The organism is Ferrovibrio sp. (genome assembly GCF_046297895.1).
Taxonomy (GTDB): domain Bacteria; phylum Pseudomonadota; class Alphaproteobacteria; order Ferrovibrionales; family Ferrovibrionaceae; genus Ferrovibrio.
In genome coordinates this window covers 67,476-85,090 of the sequence record NZ_JBKBHC010000003.1, presented here as the reverse complement: position 1 = coordinate 85,090, position 17,615 = coordinate 67,476, and the positions used below count along the sequence as shown (strand labels likewise).

The following is a 17,615-nucleotide window of genomic DNA, read 5'->3' as shown; positions in this document are numbered from 1 at the left end:
GGTTCAAGATGGAGAAAGATTACGGGCGCAGGAAACCCACGGCGTCGTATACTTCCCGTATGACCGGCGCCGAGAGGGCCCGGGCCTTTTCGCCGCCTTCGCGCAGAATGCCGTCGACATAGCCGGGATCGGCCATCAGGCGGCGCATTTCCGCCGTGATCGGACCCAGCACGCCGACCGATACCTCGGTCAGCATCTTCTTGAACTCGGCAAAGCCCTTGCCGGCGCAGTCGGCCACCGCCTGTTCCAGCGTCTTGTCGCTGAGTGCGGCATAGATGCCCATCAGGTTCTGCGCCTCCGGCCGGCCTTCCAGCCCTTCCACCGTATCGGGCAGCGCTTGCGGATCGGTCTTGGCGCGCTTGATCTTGTCGGCGATGGCATCGGCGGTATCGGTGAGGTTGATGCGCGACTGGTCGGAGGCATCCGACTTCGACATCTTCTTGGAGCCGTCGCGCAGGCTCATCACGCGCGTAGCCGTGCCGAAAATCTGCGGCTCGGTCAGCGGAAACATCTCGCGCTCGTAATCGTGGTTGAACTTCTGCGCGATGTCGCGGGTCAACTCCAGATGCTGCTTCTGGTCCTCGCCGACCGGCACATGGGTCGCCTTGTAGGCCAGGATGTCGGCGGCCATCAGGGCCGGATAGGCGAACAGGCCAAGCGAGACATTCTCGCGGTCCTTGCCGGCCTTTTCCTTGAACTGCGTCATGCGGTTCATCCAGCCCATGCGGGCGACGCAGTTGAAGATCCAGGCCAGCGTGGCGTGATCGGGATTCTGCGACTGGTTGAACAGGATGTTCTTCTTCGGATCGATGCCGGAAGCGATCATCGCCGCCGCCAGCTCGCGCGTGGAGCGGGTCAGCTCGGCCGGATCCTGCCATACGGTGATGGCATGCATGTCGACCATGCAGAAGATGCACTCGAATTCGTTCTGCAGCGCGACCCAGTTGCGCACTGCGCCGAGATAGTTGCCGAGATGGAGGTTGCCGGAGGGTTGGATGCCCGAGAAGATGCGCCGTTGGAAGGCCATGGAAGTCCCTTGCAGGATGGGGCGGTGGAAGGCCCCGGTGGTGGGAAGTACTTTAGGTGCGCGGTTATCGCTGGCGGCGGCGGCGGCGTCAACCGTCAGAACGCCTGACGGCAACCAATGCGCCGGGATCCGGCGGCCTGCGCAGCAAGGACTTCCATTCCGCCGGCCGGGTGGCCCCCAGTGCCAACGCGGCGATCAGGTAACAGGCAACGCCGCCGCCAACCAAGGCTGCCAGCGCGGCAATACGCAATCCCTGCGTCCCCTCATACCAGGGGAGCAGCATAAAACGGTCCAAAAGCACCAGGGCCGCCGCCATGGCCAATGTGGCCAGCAGGATGCGCCAGACCCGGCCCTTCAGCCGCGCATCGGCTTGCCAGTGACCACGACGACGCAATGTGTAGAGCAGCAGCACGGTATTGATGCTGGCCGCCAACGCAGTGGCCAGCGCCAAACCGACATGACCAAGGCGCGGCATCAGGATCAGGCTGAAGCCAATGTTCACCGCAATGCTGACCAGAGCCAGCCTGACTGGAGTGCGCGTATCCTGCCGGGCGTGGAAACCTGGCGTAAGCGTGCGCACCAGTACGTAACCTGGCAGGCCAACGGCATAGGCCAGCAGGGCGAATGCCGTTTGCCGTGCAGTTTCGGAGCCAAATTCGCCGCGCTGGAACAGGATGGAGATTACCGGGAACGGAATCACCAGAAGGGCGGCGCAGGCCGGCAGCGACAACAAGAGGGCGAATTCCAACGCACGGTTCTGCGTCGCGAGTGCGGCCCTATCCTCGCCTCGCGCTAGCTGGCCTGCCAGCGTTGGCAGCAGCGCCGTGGCAATTGCCACGCCCACCACACCGATAGTGAGCTGGTTGATGCGGTCGGCATAAAACAGATACGACACTGCACCTGCCGGCAGCAAAGATGCGAGGATCAGGCCGACCACCAGATTGACCTGCGTGGCGCCGGCGCCCAGCGCGGCCGGGAGGATCAGCCTGAACAGCCGCCGCAGCTTGTCGTTCAGCCGCGGTCGCCGCAGGCGCAGGTCTATGCCGCTGCGCCGCGCATCCCAGGCCAGCCAGAGGAACTGCAGGATGCCACCCACTAGCACCGACCAGGCCAGGGCATAGCCGGCGTTGGGGACATGCGGCGTGAGCAGCAGCATGCCCGCGATCATAACCAGATTCAGCAGGATCGGCGCCGCCGCCATGGAAAAGAAGCGCCCAATGCAGTTCAGTACCGCGCCGTAAAGCGAGGCGAGACTGATGAACAGCAGATAGGGAAAGGTGATGATGGTGAGCGTGACCGACAGGTCGAAGCGCTGCGGATCGTCAATGAAGCCTGGCGCTAGCAGGATGATCACCGCCGGCATGGCAATCTGGGCGATCAGCGTGAAGCCGAAGGTGGCAAGCAGCAGCACGGCCAGTGCGCGCTCGGCGAAAAGCTGTGCCGCCGCATGGCCCTCCTTGGCCTGGATATGGCTGAACAGCGGCAGGAAGCCGGCAGTGAAGGCGCCCTCGGCGAATAGCGAGCGGAAGAAATTGGGCAGGCGCAGACTGACAAAGAAGGCATCGGCCACCGGTCCGGCGCCGAGATAGCGTGCGATCAGCAGATCGCGAACGAAACCGGCGATGCGGCTGGCCATGGTGAGGCCACCGACGGTGGCAATGGCGCGGAAGAGCGACATCTAGTAAGGCTTTCGCGAAAATGGGGAAACGGTCATCGCCGCGATCAGGCCGCTTTCGCCGCGGCCTTGGTGGCCGGCTTGTCGTCGGCGGCGATGATCTTCTTCAGCAGATGCTTTTCGATCTGCTGCAGGCGCCGCTTGTCGGTCAGTTTCATGCCGGTCAGGTCCTGCACGTAGAACACATCGACCGCGCGTTCGCCATAAGTGGCGATATGCGCGGAGCCGATGCTGAGGTTCAGGTCATAGAGTCCGCGGGTCACGTCGTAGAGGAAGCCGGGCCGGTCGCGACCATTCACCTCGATCACGGTGTAGCGGTTGGAAGCGGCGTTATCGACCAGCACGCGCGGCTCCACCTTGAAGACACGGGTACGGCTCGGCAAGCCGGGCCGCTCCGGCGCGATCGCCGAACGCAGCTTCAGGTCCCCCGACAGCGCGCGCTCCAGCGCGGAATTGAGTTTCTTCAGTTGCTCGGCCTTGTCGAAGGCCTTGCCGTCGAAATCCTGGATGTAAAAGCTGTCGAGCGCCATGCCGTCGTTGGTGGTGAAGATCTTGGCGTCCACGATATTGGCGCCGGCCGCCGCCATGGCGCCCGCGGCGCGGGCGAACAGACCCGGATGATCGGGTGCGTAGAGCGTGAATTCGGTCACGGCGCGGAAACGGTCGGGCCGCGAGGCGGTGGTCAGGCTGCGGCCCGACTGGTCGGCCTCGCGCATCAGCCCGGCATGGCGGGCAATCGTTTCAGCATCATTGGAATACCAGTAATTCTCGTAGTGGCGCTTGAGCAGGCGGTCGGTTTCGGCCTTGCTCCAGCCCGCCAGCAGGCCGCGCACCTTCTCCTTGGTCTCGGCAATGCGTTCCTCGCGGCGGCGGCCGGTGAAGCCGCCCGACAGGTATTCCTCGGCGCGATAATACAGGTCGCGCAGCAGCTGACCCTTCCAGCCGTTCCAGATCGTGGGGCCGACGGCACGGATATCGGCCACCGTGAGGCAGAGCAGCAGGCGCAGGCGCTCCGGGCTCTGCACGGCCTGGGCGAAATCCACCACCGTCTTGGGATCGGAGATGTCGCGCTTGAAGGCCGTGGCGGACATCAGTAGATGCCAGCGCACCAGCCAGGCCACGGTTTCGGTTTCCGCTGCTGTCAGCCCGAAACGCGGCCCCAGCTTCTCGGCCACCTTTTCGCCCAGCACGGAATGGTCACCGCCGCGGCCCTTGGCGATGTCGTGCAGCAGCACCGCGACGTAGAGCACGCGGCGCGACAGCACTTCCTTGATCACGTGCACGCTGAGCGGATGGTCCTCCTTCAATGCGCCGCTTTCGATCCGCGACAGGATGCCGATGGCGCGGATGGTGTGTTCGTCCACCGTGTAGGTGTGGTACATGTCGTGCTGGGTCTGCGCCACCACCCGGCCGAAATCGGGCACGAACCGGCCGAACACGTCCGCCTCGTTCAGCCGGCGCAAGGTCGTCTCGGGATCGTTGGCCGAGCAGAGCATGTCCATGAACAGCTGGTTGGCGTCCGGGTCGTTGCGCAGCCTGGCATCGATCAGCTTCAGGTTCCGCCGCACCAGCCGCAGGGCCTCGGGATGGATGTCCAGGCCCTGCTCCTGGGCCAGATGGAACAGACGCAGCATCTTCACCGGCTGCTTTTCGAACAGGGTCTCGCTGCCGACATTGAGGCGACCGCCCTCGACCTCGAAGCCGTCGAGCGTCTTGGGCCGCCTGATCTTGGCCTTGATGGCCGCCAGCGGTTTCTTCTTCTTGTGCCGTTCTTCCAGGGCCGCGGCGAAGATGCGCGTCAGGTCGCCGACCTCCTTGGCCACCAGATAATATTTCTTCATGAAGCGTTCGACATCGCGGCGCCCGGGCCGGTCGGCATAGCCCATCGCCTTGGCGATCTCGGTCTGCATGTCGAATGTCAGCCGCTCTTCCGGCCGGTTGGCCAGGTAATGCAGGTGGATGCGCACGGTCCACAGGAATTCCATCGCCTGCAGGAAACGGCGATGCTCCTCGGCATGCAGCAGGCCGCGCTCAATCAGCTCGGCGGTTTCCTGGATGCCGTAGACATACTTGGTGATCCAGACGAGGGTGTGCAGGTCGCGCAGACCACCCTTGCCTTCCTTCACATTGGGTTCGACCACATAACGCGAATCGCCCATGCGGCGATGGCGGTCGTCGCGCTCGGCCAGCTTCTTCTCGATGAAATCGCGGCCGGTCTTGGCCACCACCTCGCCTTGGAAGCGGGACTTGAGCTGTGCCGCCAGTTCCTGGTCGCCCCAGAGCCACCGCTGCTCCAGGATCGCGGTGCGGATGGTGATGTCGCTCAGGCTGAGGCGGATGCACTCGTCCACCGAACGGGTGGCATGCCCCACCTTTAGGCCGAGATCCCACAGCAGGTAGAGCATGTACTCCACCACCTGCTCGCCCCACGGCGTCTGCTTGTAGGGGAACAGGAACAGCAGGTCGACATCGGAAAACGGCGCCATCTCGCCGCGCCCATAGCCGCCGACCGCCACCACCGACAGCTTTTCCGCTGCGGTCGGGTTGGGCAGGCGATAGACGCGGTTGACCGTGAAGTCGAAGACCAGACGGATGATCTGGTCGGTGAGATAGGCCAGCGACTGGCGCGTCGCCAGGGCCGGGGCGCCGGCCTGGAAACGGGCCTGCACCACCCGCCGCCCCTCGGTCAGGGCGGCTTTCAGCAGCACCAGCGCCTGCTTGCGCTGCTCCGCCGTGCCATGCATGCCCTCGCCGCCCAGCGCGTCGAGCTGAAGCGTCAGCGCCTTGCGGTCGATGATCGCGCGCGGGTCGGGGATGGCGGGGCGCATCTGCATGGACAGGATATATAGCGTATGCGGGTCGTTTACACGCCCTGGAAATTACACGCTCTGGAAGTTCACCATGCCGCCGCCATCGATGATCATGGTCTGCCCGGTCATGAACCGGCCGGCGGCGGAAGCCAGGAAGACGGCGGCGCCGGCGATTTCGTCGGGATCGCCGATGCGCTTGAGCGCGTAGCCCTTGGTGGCTTTCTTTGAGATTTCCGGATTCTCCCACAGGGCACGGGCGAAATCGGTCTTGATCAGGCCGGGCGCGATGCAGTTGGCGCGGATGTTGTGCGGACCCCATTCCACGGCCAGGTTGCGGGCAAGCTGCATGTCGGCCGCCTTGGAAATGCCATAGGCGCCCAGCGTGTTGGAACCGAACAGTCCCCCCACCGACGAGATGATGATGATGGCGCCATCCTGGCGCTTGGCCATGTCGGGGGCTGCCATGTTGCACAGCCAGTGGTTCGACTTGATGTTGACGTCCATGATCTTGTCGAAGGCATCGTCGGGAATGTCCTTCGACGGCCCAAAGAACGGATTCACGGCCGCGTTGCAGACCAGGATGTCGATGCGGCCCCAATGCCTGACCGTGGCATCGACCAGGGCCTGAAGCTGCGCCTTGTCCGAGACGTTGCAGGGCACCACGATGGCTTCGCCGCCACTGGCGCGGATTTCCTCGGCCACCTTCTCGCAGGCCTCGGCCTTGCGGCTGGTCACCACCACCTTGGCGCCGTGCTGGGCCATGCGCAGCGCGATGGCGCGGCCGATACCCCGGCTGGAGCCGGTGATAACCGCCACCTTGCCGGTCAGGTCGAAAAGATTATCAGAGGCATTCGGGGCGAGCGTCATGGCGAGTCCTGTCCTGTCGTCTTTATATGTTTTCTGGCTTTTCCTTGGGCGCGGCAGCTTAAACCGGTCGCGCCGCCGATGGGAACCTTCCGCCGCAACCCCTATAATAAATGTATGACCCTGCCGCGCCGCGTGTCCGCCCTCAGTCTGTTATCCCTGTTGCTGGCCGCCTGTGCCAGCGAGCCCCCGCCGCCGCCGCGCGCCGCCGCCTGGCTCGGCAGCCAGAGCGGCCGGGTTTTCGTGCGGGTGCTGGCGGTCGATCCGGTCGAGGCGATGGAGCTCACGGCGCCCGACGGCAGGGTATTTGCGCCCGAGAGCCTGCGCGCCGAACAGCGTCCGCGCAGCAATGACGAGCCCTGGCGACCCGGCATCGGCCTGGGCGGATCGGTCGGCTCGGGCAGCGGCAGCGATATCGGCATCGGCATTTCCTTGCCCATGGGCAATCCGTTTTCGCGCGAGCCGCGGCGCGCCGCCATCGCCAGCGAGGCGCAGTTCCCGCTGCCGCCCGAGGCGCTGGAAATCTACCGCAGCCGGCCGCAGGACTGGCGCCTGGACCTGCAATTCCCCGGCCGCAGCATGGGCATCCAGGCTCCGCCCCTGGCGCCCTGACGCGCCGCCGGGTCGGCAAAAGCTGCCGCCGGGCTGGCAGCCGCAGACCGATCAGCCTTGAAATCCGCCATTTTAACCATGGCATGGGCTTTGCTCCGCTCCAGGCAGAACCAGAGCAAGGAGTGGAAATCATGGCGATTGCGTTGCTGTCCCTGCGGCAGGCCGAGAAAGTCGAACCCCAGCTGCGCGCCGCCCTGAAAAGTCCGCCCGCGAAAATCCCGTCTGCCGGCGATCTGGCCCAGGCTGGCCTGACCGCCCGCGAGCGCCTCGCCCTGCGCGATGGCAGCCCGGCCGAGGCCGCCGCCGCCCTCAATGCCCGGCAGTATGTGCAGCAGATCATCGCCAAGGACCGCGAATTCACCCGCAGCCAGATGATCTGGGCCCTGGGTCGCATCGAGCCGGGCGAGATCGAGGCGATGCTGAAATCCCTGGCCAAGATGCGCGGCCGCTATGCCAGCCTGGTACTGGAATACAGCCAGAGCGAACGGCCCATCGGCCGGCAGGCGCTGGAAGAGCTGCGTGGCCTGCGCGAGCGGATCGAGGAATTCGAACGCGGCCTGGAAACCATCAAGGCCGCCATCCTGGACGGCAATGCCGAGGTGGATGGCGTGAAGAGCGCACGGATGTGACAGCGCGCAATAGCGACCCGTCTGTATGCCAATGACCGAAAAGTAACAGACAGGGTCGCGCCGTAATCCGTATATTCTAGGCCATGCGCTTTTCCATGTCCGGCCAGCTTCGTGTCCTTGCCTGCCTGGTTCTCCTGCTGGCACCCTGCCCCTACGGCAACGTGGCGGCCGCCGCCCTGCCGCCGATCAGTTATGTCGCCAGCCGTTTCCCCCCCTACACATTCGAACTGAGCGGCGAGGCCGCCGGACCGACGGCGGCCCTGATCGCCGCTCTGGCCGAGCGCGTCGGCCGCCCGGCGCCGCTGGCCGTACTGCCGCTGGCCCGCGCCTTGGCCGAGGCCGAAAACCAGCCGAACACCCTGATTGCCCTGATCGCGCGCACGGCGGCGCGGGAAGAGCAGTTCCATTGGATCTGCCCGGTGCTGAATTACGACGTGGCCGTGTTCCGGCGGCGCGACCGGCCCGATGTCGCCGCCGAGGGCCTGCCCGACCTGGCGCGCTGGCGCGTTGCCGGGGTGAGCCACGACGTGAAGACGGATTATCTGCTGCGCAACGGCATCCCCGTCATCGAATCGACCGACGAAGACAATGCCACGCGGCAATTGCTGTATGGCCGCGTCGATGCCCTGCCGGCACATCCGGCCAGCCTGTATCTCCGGCTGCGGGAAATGGGTGAACGACGCGACGCCGTCGTGGCCTTCCTGCCGCTGCATGACCTGACCAGCCGGCTCTATCTGGCTTTTGGTCGGACGACACCTGCCTGGGTGGCACAGACCTTTTCACAAGCCTGCGCGGACATGACGACGAATGGCGATATCGACCGCCTGATGCGGCCACTGGAAACGAACTGACACCGCGACGCGTACCGGCTTTTATCTCCTGTCGAACGCCAGTCTGAGCGCCATCGCGGCAAACACGCCGCCCAGCAGGCGGTTTTGCCAGCGCACGAAGGCGGGGCGTCGGCTCAGCCATTCGCCCAGGCGGCCGGCGACCAGCGCGATGCTGCCGTTGACGATGAAGCCGGCACCGCTGAGCACGCAGGCCAGCAGCAGGGCCTGCCATACCGCGGTGTCGGGATCGGGCTGCATGAATTGCGGGAACAGCGCCAGGAAAAACAGCGCGACTTTCGGATTGAGCATGTTGGTCAGCAGGCCCTGACGGAACAGCTTCATCAGCGGCAGGGCGACCGCACCGGGACGGGGCGGCTGGAAACCGCCAGCGCCGCGGAAGGCCTGCACCGCCAGATACAGCAGATAGGCCGCACCGGCCCAGCGGATGATTTCGAACATCACCGGCGCCACCAGCAGCACACCGCTCAGGGAAAAGCCGGCCACCAATGCGTGGAAATAGCAGCCGACCGTTATGCCGGCCAGCGTGATCAGGCCGGCTGCGCGGCCCTGCGCCACGCTCCGCGTCATCACCAGCAGCATGTCGGGGCCGGGTGTGGCTGCCAGCGCGAAAGCCGCCACGGTGAAGGTGAGCAGGGTGGGCAGATCCATCATGATGCGACGATGACGTCGCGCCTATGCTAGGTCAAGCCGGCTCAGTCCGTCGCCAGCACGAAATCATACCGTGCGATCCTGGCCGTATCGTCGCCGCCCATCTGCACCAGCAGGCGGCGATCGAAGATACGGTCGCGCGCGTTGCCGGGTTCGTCGGGGAAGTATAGCTGCGTGGTCAGCACGGCGCCGCCCGGCGGCTGCAGCTTCACGTGGATATGCCGGGTGCGGCCGGGATACAGACCGGGCAGAATCGTTTCGAATTGCCAGCGGCCGTTGGCATCGCTGATCTGGTGCCCGCGCAGGCGATAGCCGGCATTGTCGTATTGCCCCGCTGCATCGGCCTGCCAGACATCCACCAGCACATCGCCACGCGGGCGGCAGCGGCGGTCGAGCACCAGCCCGCCGATGCGCAGCGGGATGCCTGCCATGCCAGGCTCGCGCAGATTTGCCGTCTGCGGTGTACGTGGTGTGTAGAAAGGGCCCTCGGTCTGGCGCGGGGTTGGCGCATGGCTGTCGCCGCAGGCCGGCGTGGGATCCAGCGGCAGGGACAGGCCACGGGTCTGGGCAAAGCCCAGCCCGGGCAGGGCCGAAAACATGGCTGCCTGCAGCAGCAGGTCGCGGCGCGTCGTCATGCAGAGCCTCCCGCGGCCGAGATCGTTTGCCGGCCGGTTCCAGGGCTTTATACGCACCGCGCCGGTTTCCCCTGCGCGTCGGGCCGATCACAGTTTTGTGGCCGGCGTCACAGGCCCGGCCGGATGCGGCATTGACTTTCCGAACGACCGTTCGTAATTTAGCCACATGAGCAAAGGTCAGCAGACACGCGCCGTCATTCTCTCCGAGGCCCTTCGCGCCGCGAGCGTCGAGGGCTTCCAGGGGATATCCATCGGCATGCTGGCCGACCGGCTGAAGATGTCGAAATCCGGCCTGTTCGCCCATTTCGGTTCGAAGGAAGAGCTGGAAAAGGCCCTGCTGGATGAAAGCGCCAAGCGCTTCATGGCCACCGTGTGGGAACCCGCCCGTCTGGCCCCGCGCGGCCGTCCCCGGATCGAGGCCATGTTCCGCGGCTGGCTGGACTGGAGCCTGCACAACGACGATCTGCCCGGCGGCTGCCTGTTCGTCACCCTGGCCGCGGAATACGACGACAAGCCGGGGCCGGTGCGGGACCATCTGGCCGAACTGCAGACTCAGTGGCAGAGCATGATGGTGCGCAGCGCCCAGATCGCCATCCAGGAAGGCCATTTCCGGTCCGACCTGGACCCGAAACAGTTTGCCTATGAGCTGCAGGGGATTTTCCTGACGCTCAATTACTATCGTCGCCTGTTGCGCGACGCTGCCGCGGTTCGCCGCGCCGAGCAGGCCTTTATCGACCTGCTGGCCAGGTCTGCCGCAACCCACTGACTTAACAACAAGAAAAGAGCCTAGCCATGACTTACCAGAGCACTATCGACCACTTCATCGACACAGAAAAGCACGATCGTTCGTTAATATCGTATTTTGCCCGACCCACCTTGCCGCTAATGCCCAGCCAGGCGGAGCGGCCTGCCCTTCCGCTGGTCCGGTCGCCGGGCAAGACCGATCTGCGCTGGCTGGACGGCTTGCATGATCCCGCCGCCCTGAAGGGCATCGACCAGCCCTGGTGGCGTCTGGTTCTGCCGGCGCTGGGCAATGCCTGGATTCTCTGGCGGCAGCGCAGCCGCATGCGGCACGAACTCGCCAAGATCGACGCCCATACCCTGCGCGATGCCGGGATTTCGCCCGGCGCGGCGGCATTTGAAGCCGCGCAGCCTTTCTGGAGCGCCCCGATTGTTCTGCGGGACACCGAGTTCGACCGGGCGGCCGATTGAGGCACCTTTTCGATTGCATACAAAGGCGATCAATGCGTTGATCCTTCGTGCTTGGCTTCGTAAGCTGCCAGTCCGACAATCGGACCGGCAGCTTGCAGAGTCCGGGCATGGGGAGGAAAACGATGTCGCAGGGTCTCGGCTCCAACCGCGCCGATCAGCCAGCCCATGGCCTGAATCCCGCTCTGTCCGAGCCGCCGCCCGACGAGCGGATGGTGGAGGAACTGGCGCATCGCCGGCTGTCGGCGCCGCTGCGGGTCATTTTCGTCCTGCTGACCCTGCTGGCGCTGGTGATGGTGCTGAACCAGCAGCTCAATTTGCGGCTTTTCAACGTCACCCTGATCGAAAACCGCTACCTCTTCCTGCTGGCCGCCGCCACCCTGCCGCTGGTCTTCCTGGCCTATCCCTGGCGGGCTAAGGATGCCGCGGGCAGCGGGATCGCACTGCATGATATCGCCCTGGCGCTTATCAGTGCCGGCACGATCGGCTGGTTTGCCTGGCAGGCTGAAAACATCCTGGCCGAGGGCTGGGAATTCGCCCCGCCGCTGACGGCGCAGATCCTGGGCGGCGTGCTGTGGGTGATCATCCTCGAAGCCCTGCGCCGCACCGGCGGTACGATGATCTTCGCGATCGTGGCGGTGATGTCGCTCTACCCGGTCTTTGCCGATGCGATGCCCGGGCCGATCCGGGGCATCCAGCAGAGCCTGGAGGATACCTTCGCCTATCACATCGTCTCGTCGGAAAGCGCCTTCGGCATCCCGATGCGGGCCTTCGGCGAGATCGTGATCGGGTTCATCGTGTTCGGCGTGGCGCTGAACCACACCGGCGGCGGCAAATTCTTCAACGATCTCGCCTTCGCCCTGGTCGGCCGCGTGCGCGGCGGCGCGGCGCAGGTGGGTGTGATCTCGTCGGGTCTGCAGGGCTCGATCTCGGGCAGCGTCATCTCGAACGTGATTTCGTCCGGCGTCGTTACCATCCCGGCGATGAAGCGCACCGGCTTCCGCGCCGACTATGCCGGCGGCGTCGAGGCTGTGGCCAGCACCGGTGCGGTGCTGATGCCGCCGGTGATGGGCTCGACCGCCTTCGTGATGGCCAGCTTCCTCGGCATCTCCTACACCGAAATCGCGCTGGCCGCCGCCATTCCCGGGCTGCTGTTCTATTTCAGCCTCGTGGTGCAGATCGATGCCTATGCCGCCCGCCAGGGCCTGAAGGGGCTGAAACAATCCGAACTGCCCTCTCTGTCGCAAACCCTGAAGGCCGGCTGGCTCTACATCCTGGTCTTCCTGGTGCTGGTTTTCCTGATGGTGTGGGAACAGCGCGAGGCCGTGGCGCCGTTTGCCGCCACCGCGCTGCTGCTGGTGATCAACCAGATCCTGCCGAAAAATCGTCTAAGCTGGGAAAAGCTGCTCGACCTGCTGGCCGCCACCGGCCGGGCACTGGCCGAGCTGGTCGCCATCCTGGCCGGCGTGGGCTTCATCATCGGCGCCTTCTCGGTCACCGGCCTGGCCGGCACGCTGGCCAACGACCTGGTCTTCATCGCCGGCGACAATGCGCTGGTGCTGCTGCTGATGGGTGCGCTGACCAGCTTCATCTTCGGCATGGGGATGACGGTGACGGCCTGTTACATCTTCCTGGCCATCGTGCTGGCCCCGCCACTGGTGAAGGCCGGGCTGGACCCGCTGGCCGTCCACCTGTTCATCATGTATTGGGGCATGATCTCGTTCATCACGCCGCCGGTGGCGCTGGCCACCTTCGCCGCGGCGCCGCTGGCGCGCGCCTCGCCCTTCCGGATCGGCTTCCAGGCGATGCGTCTGGGCGCGGCGATCTACATCATTCCCTTCTTCTTCGCCCTCAATCCCGCGCTGATCCTCAAGGGCGAGCCGCTGGAAGTGGTCTCGGTGATCGTCAGCGCGGTGCTGGGCGTGGCGCTGATTTCCGGCGCCATGCAGGGCTACCTGTTCGGCGTTGGCCGGCTGGACGGATCACCGCTGCGGCTGCTGGCGCGCGCCATGCTGCTGGCGGCCGGCTTTGCGCTTGCCGTGCCCGGCGGCAACCTGATCCCCGTCAGCAACCTGACGCTGGCCGCCATCGGCGGCGCACTCGCCCTGGCCGCCATCCTGCTGCTGAAACTGGCGAACCGGAACCCCGTCACCGCATGATCAAGAGTAAAAACACAAGGAGGAAACCAACGATGCGTCACACCAAAACCTTCGCCCTGCTGGGCGCCGTCGCGGCCCTGGCCGTATCGGCATCCGCATTTGCACAAAAGCTGCCCGACCAGTTGACCTGGACCGCCTATGACGTGGGCTCGGGCGGCTACAACCAGGCGGTCGCCATCGGCAACGCGCTGAAGAACAAGCAGGGCGTGACTCTGCGCGTGCTGCCCGGCAAGAACGATGTGTCGCGCACCGTCCCGCTGCGCGAGGGCAAGGCGCCGTTCTCGGCCAACGGCGTAGGCGGCACCTACATGGCGCAGGAAGGCATGTATGAATTCGGCGCCAAGGACTGGGGCCCGCAGCCGGTGCGTTCGCTGCTGCTGAACAATTCCGACGCGCTGCTCACCGTTGCGGTGGCCAAGGATACCGGCGTGAAGACCATCGCCGACCTGAAGGGCAAGCGGGTGGCCTGGGTGGTCGGTGCGCCGTCGCTGAACCAGAACATCACCGCGCTTCTGGCTTTTGCCAACCTGACCTGGAACGACGTGCAGAAGGTGGAATTCGGCGGCTTCGGCCAGGCGATGGACGGCATCATCAACAACCAGGTGGATGCCGCCTTCACCTCGACCATCTCGGGCAAGGCCTTCCAGATCGAATCCTCGCCACGCGGCATCGTCTGGCCGACCGTGCCGCACAACGACAAGGAAGGCTGGAAGCGCCTGAAGGCCAAAGCGCCGTTCTACGTGCCGTTCATGGGCACCGAGGGTGCCGCCCTGTCGAAGGACAAGCCGGTCGAAGGCGCCACCTATCCCTATCCGGTGCTGATGACTTACGCCAATGTCGATGCCGGCCAGGTCTATGCCATGACCAAGGCGATGGTCGAACTGTTCAACGACTACAAGGACGCCGCACCGGGCAATGTGGGCTGGGACATCAAGCGCCAGGTCTTCGACTGGGTGGTGCCGGTGCATGACGGCGCCGTGAAATACTTCAAGGAGATCGGCGTCTGGAAACCCGAATACGACAAGAGCAATGCCGACCTGATCAAGCGCCAGAAGGTGCTGGCCGATGCCTGGGCCGCGCACCAGAAGGCCGCTTACGCCGACGACAAGGCGGCGATGACGGGCTGGCAGAAAATCCGCGCCGAGGCCCTGACCAAGGCCGGCATGGAGCCGGTTCTGACGGAATGGTAAGCGCAGCCGTCATCCTGTGACGCTCGACGGCCCGCCCTCACCCGGCGGGCCGTTTGAGTTTTGTGCAATTGCAGCGGGACAATTCCGCGCTTTGCGACCGCGGCTTCCCATCTTACGCTGATCATATGACCGGCACCGACATCCTGCTTGAGCATGTGCGCCGCATGGCGCGCTACAACACCTGGGCCAACCGCCGCCTGTACGAGGCCTGCGCCAGCCTGCCGGCGGTGGAGTATTACGCCGCGCGACCCAGCTTCTTCGGCAGCATTCATGCCACGCTGAACCACATCCTGGTGGGTGACAGCATCTGGCTCGGCCGCTTCACCGGCAGGCCCGCCGCGCATGTGAAGGCCCTGAACCAGATCCTGCACGCGGATTTCGCCGGCCTGCGCCAGGCGCGCGCGGACAAGGATGCCGAGATCATCGCCTATTGCGACGATCTGGACGGAACCATCCTGCACGGCACCCTCAGCTACAAGACCACGCGCGGCGAACCCTTCACCGATCCACTGGTGGTTCCGCTGCTGCATTTCTTCAATCACCAGACCCATCATCGCGGCCAGGTGCATGGCCTGCTGAGCCATGCCGGCATCGAGCCGCCGGCCCTAGACCTGATCCACTTCGTGCGCGCAACCAGCTAGGCCGGATCGCCGCCCCGCGCCGGCGCGCCGGAGGGATAGATCTGGCCCGAGACCAGCCGGTCGATCAGGCCGGTGCCGGCATTGGCCAGCGGCAGCACAAGATATTCCAGCGCGTAGGTCGCGCCGTCGATCTCGCGGCGAGCCCGCACATGCACCGGCCGGCGCGACTGCACCGCCGTGCCGCAGGCCTGCGGGCCGATCCTGGCCACCTGCGCATCCGTATGCTCGTCCATCCAGGTGCCGGTGACATCGCGGCCGCGGCGGGCGACCAGCGGCGCACCGACGAAGCGGTAGCGGAAGCGGGGGCCATGATCGGCCTGCGGCACCACGTCGAAGATCACGATCTGCCCCTGCATGTAATCCAGCCGCGGCGGATCGGCGAAGTCATGGCCCGGCAGGCTGCCCGGTGCGGCGGCATTCAGCCAGTCGGCCAGCAGGCGGCGCAGCAGCGGATGCCGCAACTCGACCGTGGATACGAGGATGTCGTATCCGGATTCGATGGTGCGCGGTTCCGGAATCCGCTTTTCCGGCGCCATGGTCACAGCCTCGCGTAGTCGATGCTGCCATGGCGGTCGAGCGGCTGGCCGCCATCGGGCATCGGGTATTTCAGGCCGGCAGCACAATTCCACAGCACCACGCGGTCGCTCTTTTTCACTTTGCCCTCCGCCAGCGCCTGTTTGTAGGCGGCATACGTGGCCGCGCCCTCGGGACACATCAGGAAACCTTCCTGTTTCGCCACTTCATCCAGCGCGGCCGTGATCGCGGCATCCTCCACGGCAACAGCGAAGCCGTTGGAATTGCGCACGGCATCGAGAATGAGGAAATCGCCGATCGCCGCCGGCACGCGGATGCCGGCCGCAACCGTATGGGCATTCTCCCACAGTTTTGCGTGGCGTTCGTTGCCCTGATACGCGCGCACGATGGGCGCGCAGCCGGCCGCCTGCACGGCAATCATCCTGGGGCGTTTGGAACCGATGAAGCCGATGGCTTCCAGTTCCTCGAACGCCTTCCACATGCCGATCAGGCCGGTGCCGCCGCCGGTGGGATAAAAGATCGCATCGGGCAGTTCCCAGCCAAGCTGTTCGGCCAGTTCCAGTCCCATCGTCTTCTTGCCCTCGATGCGGTAGGGCTCCTTCAGCGTGGAGGTATCGAACCAGCCGGCCGCCTCTTTGCCGGCGCCGACCAACTTGCCGCAATCGTTGATCAGGCCGTTGACCTTGTAGAGCCGCGCCCCCTGCAGCGCGATCTCGTTCATGTTCACCTGCGGCGTGTCGTCGGGGCAGAACACCACGGTTTCGATGCCGGCCCGCGACGCATAGGCGGCCAGCGCCGCGCCGGCATTGCCGTTGGTGGGCATGGCCATCTTCTTCACGCCGAGCTCTTTCGCCATGCAGACGGCCAGCGCCAGGCCGCGCGCCTTGAACGAGCCGGTGGGCAGACGGCCTTCATCCTTCACGATGATCTCGCCGTCTCCCCGCAGGCCAAGCTGGCTGGCCAGCCGCGGCAGGGTGAGGATCGGCGTCATCACCTCGCCCAGGGAGACCACGTTCTCGGTCTTGCGCACCGGCAGCAATTCTCGGTAGCGCCACCAGTTCGGCGCCCGGGCCGCGATCTTCTCTTTGCTCAGCGCCGCCTTCACCCCGGCCAGGTCGTAGCGCACCAGGATCGGATAGCCCTTGGGCGACAGGTTATGCAGGGTGTCGGCCGGCAGCCGCTCGCCCGTCATGCCGCATTCCAGATGAGTGACGAAGGTGGGGGTGTCGGGGATCAGGGACTGCGAAACGGGGCTGGGCACGGCGGTCATGGCGAGGAAACAAGCCTATGTGGTTGAACGGGGACGGAAATCCCGGGCGAATTCGTTTGAACCGTAGCATGGCCGGCGCAGGGCCGGGAGGGGCGGAGCAGAAGCGCGGGCCGCCCCGGCGCCATTTGCCTCCAGATGGCGCCCATTCGGCCCGGCCCGAACCGTTCGACACGATTCCGGTTCGTTTCGGTTCGTCGGAGTTCGTTTTGGTTCGTTGGGGTTCGTTTCAGTTCGTTCAGGTCCGCCCAGGTTCGTTCGGGTTCGTTCGGGTTCGTTTCGGTTCGTTCGGGTTCGTTCGGGTTCGTTCGGGTTCGTTTCCACCTCGCCCTGCCCGGCTGGCAGGACATGCAACTAGGAATATAGAGATTGAAAAATAAGAACATATATAGTACAAATAGCCTCACAAGACAAGGTCGGCATTGGATTGGGCGACAGATTGACTTGGACGCCGCCGCCAGCCATCACACCGGCAGGATTGCAGCACGGGAGGAGCAGACATGGCGGAAGCCACAATTCACAAGGGCGGCTGCCATTGCGGCGCGGTGCGCTATGAAGTGAGCACGGCGCTGGATACGCCAGTGATCTCGTGCAACTGCTCGATCTGCCAGAAGAAGGGCACGCTCTTAAGCTTCGTGCCGGCCGATGCCTTCAAGCTGCTGAGCGGCAAGGATGCCGTGCAGGATTACCAGTTCAACACGAAGAACATCCATCACCTGTTCTGCAAGACCTGCGGCGTGACGTCGTTTGCCACCGGCACGGCGCCGAACGGCACGCGTATGGTGGCGATCAACGTGCGCTGCCTGGACGATGTGGACCTAAAGGCGCTGTCGGTGATGGACTACGACGGCCGCAGCATGTAGC

The 17,615-nt window shown here is 65.0% G+C and carries 17 protein-coding genes; 9 read left to right on the top strand and 8 right to left on the bottom strand.

Annotation, left to right across the window (positions count from 1 at the left end; all coding sequences use genetic code 11):
• Positions 1 to 19: 19 nt before the first annotated feature.
• The 4 genes from trpS to ACK4FK_RS05325 form a co-directional block, all read right to left on the bottom strand.
• Positions 20 to 1,027, bottom strand: a complete 1,008-nt coding sequence (gene trpS, locus ACK4FK_RS05340; RefSeq protein ID WP_409742168.1) for a tryptophan--tRNA ligase — start codon at positions 1,025 to 1,027, stop codon at positions 20 to 22.
• Positions 1,028 to 1,115: 88 nt separating this feature from the next.
• Positions 1,116 to 2,705, bottom strand: a complete 1,590-nt coding sequence (gene murJ / locus ACK4FK_RS05335; protein ID WP_409742165.1) for a murein biosynthesis integral membrane protein MurJ — start codon at positions 2,703 to 2,705, stop codon at positions 1,116 to 1,118.
• Positions 2,706 to 2,749: 44 nt separating this feature from the next.
• The gene (locus ACK4FK_RS05330; RefSeq protein ID WP_409742162.1) at positions 2,750 to 5,536 is read right to left on the bottom strand and encodes a [protein-PII] uridylyltransferase; all 2,787 of its coding nucleotides are present in this window, start codon (positions 5,534 to 5,536) and stop codon (positions 2,750 to 2,752) included.
• 45 nt (positions 5,537 to 5,581) lie between these two features.
• Positions 5,582 to 6,379, bottom strand: a complete 798-nt coding sequence (locus ACK4FK_RS05325; RefSeq protein WP_409742159.1) for an SDR family NAD(P)-dependent oxidoreductase — start codon at positions 6,377 to 6,379, stop codon at positions 5,582 to 5,584.
• Between the two features lie 114 nt (positions 6,380 to 6,493).
• On the opposite strand from ACK4FK_RS05325, the gene ACK4FK_RS05320 reads away from it, so the two are divergent.
• The 3 genes from ACK4FK_RS05320 (at position 6,494) to ACK4FK_RS05310 (ending at position 8,468) form a co-directional block, all read left to right on the top strand.
• The gene (locus tag ACK4FK_RS05320; protein ID WP_409742157.1) at positions 6,494 to 6,988 is read left to right on the top strand and encodes a hypothetical protein; all 495 of its coding nucleotides are present in this window, start codon (positions 6,494 to 6,496) and stop codon (positions 6,986 to 6,988) included.
• Between the two features lie 131 nt (positions 6,989 to 7,119).
• The gene (locus ACK4FK_RS05315; RefSeq protein WP_409742154.1) at positions 7,120 to 7,617 is read left to right on the top strand and encodes a hypothetical protein; all 498 of its coding nucleotides are present in this window, start codon (positions 7,120 to 7,122) and stop codon (positions 7,615 to 7,617) included.
• Positions 7,618 to 7,712: 95 nt separating this feature from the next.
• Entirely contained in the window at positions 7,713 to 8,468 is a 756-nt protein-coding gene (locus tag ACK4FK_RS05310; RefSeq protein WP_409742151.1) for a substrate-binding periplasmic protein, read from the top strand.
• 21 nt (positions 8,469 to 8,489) lie between these two features.
• Here the strand turns inward: ACK4FK_RS05310 and ACK4FK_RS05305 are convergent, their stop codons facing one another.
• Together ACK4FK_RS05305 and ACK4FK_RS05300 are read right to left on the bottom strand one after the other, a co-directional pair.
• A complete protein-coding gene (locus ACK4FK_RS05305; RefSeq protein WP_409742148.1) occupies positions 8,490 to 9,119 on the bottom strand; it encodes a LysE family translocator in 630 nt (209 codons plus the stop codon).
• A 41-nt stretch (positions 9,120 to 9,160) separates the two neighbouring features.
• On the bottom strand, positions 9,161 to 9,751 hold the full coding sequence (locus ACK4FK_RS05300) for an intradiol ring-cleavage dioxygenase (protein ID WP_409742145.1): 591 nt from the start codon (positions 9,749 to 9,751) through the stop codon (positions 9,161 to 9,163).
• A gap of 166 nt (positions 9,752 to 9,917) precedes the next feature.
• Here ACK4FK_RS05300 and ACK4FK_RS05295 point away from each other — a divergent pair, with 166 nt between their 5' ends.
• From ACK4FK_RS05295 to ACK4FK_RS05275, 5 genes are all read left to right on the top strand, one after another.
• On the top strand, positions 9,918 to 10,517 hold the full coding sequence (locus ACK4FK_RS05295; protein ID WP_409742142.1) for a TetR/AcrR family transcriptional regulator: 600 nt from the start codon (positions 9,918 to 9,920) through the stop codon (positions 10,515 to 10,517).
• A gap of 26 nt (positions 10,518 to 10,543) precedes the next feature.
• Complete coding sequence (locus tag ACK4FK_RS05290) at positions 10,544 to 10,963, top strand: DUF1127 domain-containing protein (protein WP_409742139.1); 420 nt, start codon at positions 10,544 to 10,546, stop codon at positions 10,961 to 10,963.
• A gap of 122 nt (positions 10,964 to 11,085) precedes the next feature.
• The gene (locus ACK4FK_RS05285) at positions 11,086 to 13,119 is read left to right on the top strand and encodes a TRAP transporter permease (protein WP_409742136.1); all 2,034 of its coding nucleotides are present in this window, start codon (positions 11,086 to 11,088) and stop codon (positions 13,117 to 13,119) included.
• A 32-nt stretch (positions 13,120 to 13,151) separates the two neighbouring features.
• A complete protein-coding gene (locus tag ACK4FK_RS05280; RefSeq protein WP_409742133.1) occupies positions 13,152 to 14,309 on the top strand; it encodes a TAXI family TRAP transporter solute-binding subunit in 1,158 nt (385 codons plus the stop codon).
• A 125-nt stretch (positions 14,310 to 14,434) separates the two neighbouring features.
• Positions 14,435 to 14,950, top strand: a complete 516-nt coding sequence (locus tag ACK4FK_RS05275) for a DinB family protein (RefSeq protein ID WP_409742130.1) — start codon at positions 14,435 to 14,437, stop codon at positions 14,948 to 14,950.
• Here the strand turns inward: ACK4FK_RS05275 and ACK4FK_RS05270 are convergent.
• Both ACK4FK_RS05270 and ACK4FK_RS05265 read right to left on the bottom strand, forming a co-directional pair.
• Positions 14,947 to 15,486, bottom strand: a complete 540-nt coding sequence (locus ACK4FK_RS05270; RefSeq protein WP_409742127.1) for a hypothetical protein — start codon at positions 15,484 to 15,486, stop codon at positions 14,947 to 14,949. The two genes, ACK4FK_RS05275 and ACK4FK_RS05270, sit on opposite strands and share 4 nt — an antisense overlap.
• Before the next feature lie 2 nt (positions 15,487 to 15,488).
• A complete protein-coding gene (locus tag ACK4FK_RS05265; protein ID WP_409742124.1) occupies positions 15,489 to 16,754 on the bottom strand; it encodes a threonine synthase in 1,266 nt (421 codons plus the stop codon).
• Between the two features lie 497 nt (positions 16,755 to 17,251).
• Between ACK4FK_RS05265 and ACK4FK_RS05260 the strand changes: the two genes are divergently transcribed.
• Entirely contained in the window at positions 17,252 to 17,614 is a 363-nt protein-coding gene (locus ACK4FK_RS05260; protein WP_409742121.1) for a GFA family protein, read from the top strand.
• Position 17,615 lies beyond the last annotated feature (1 nt).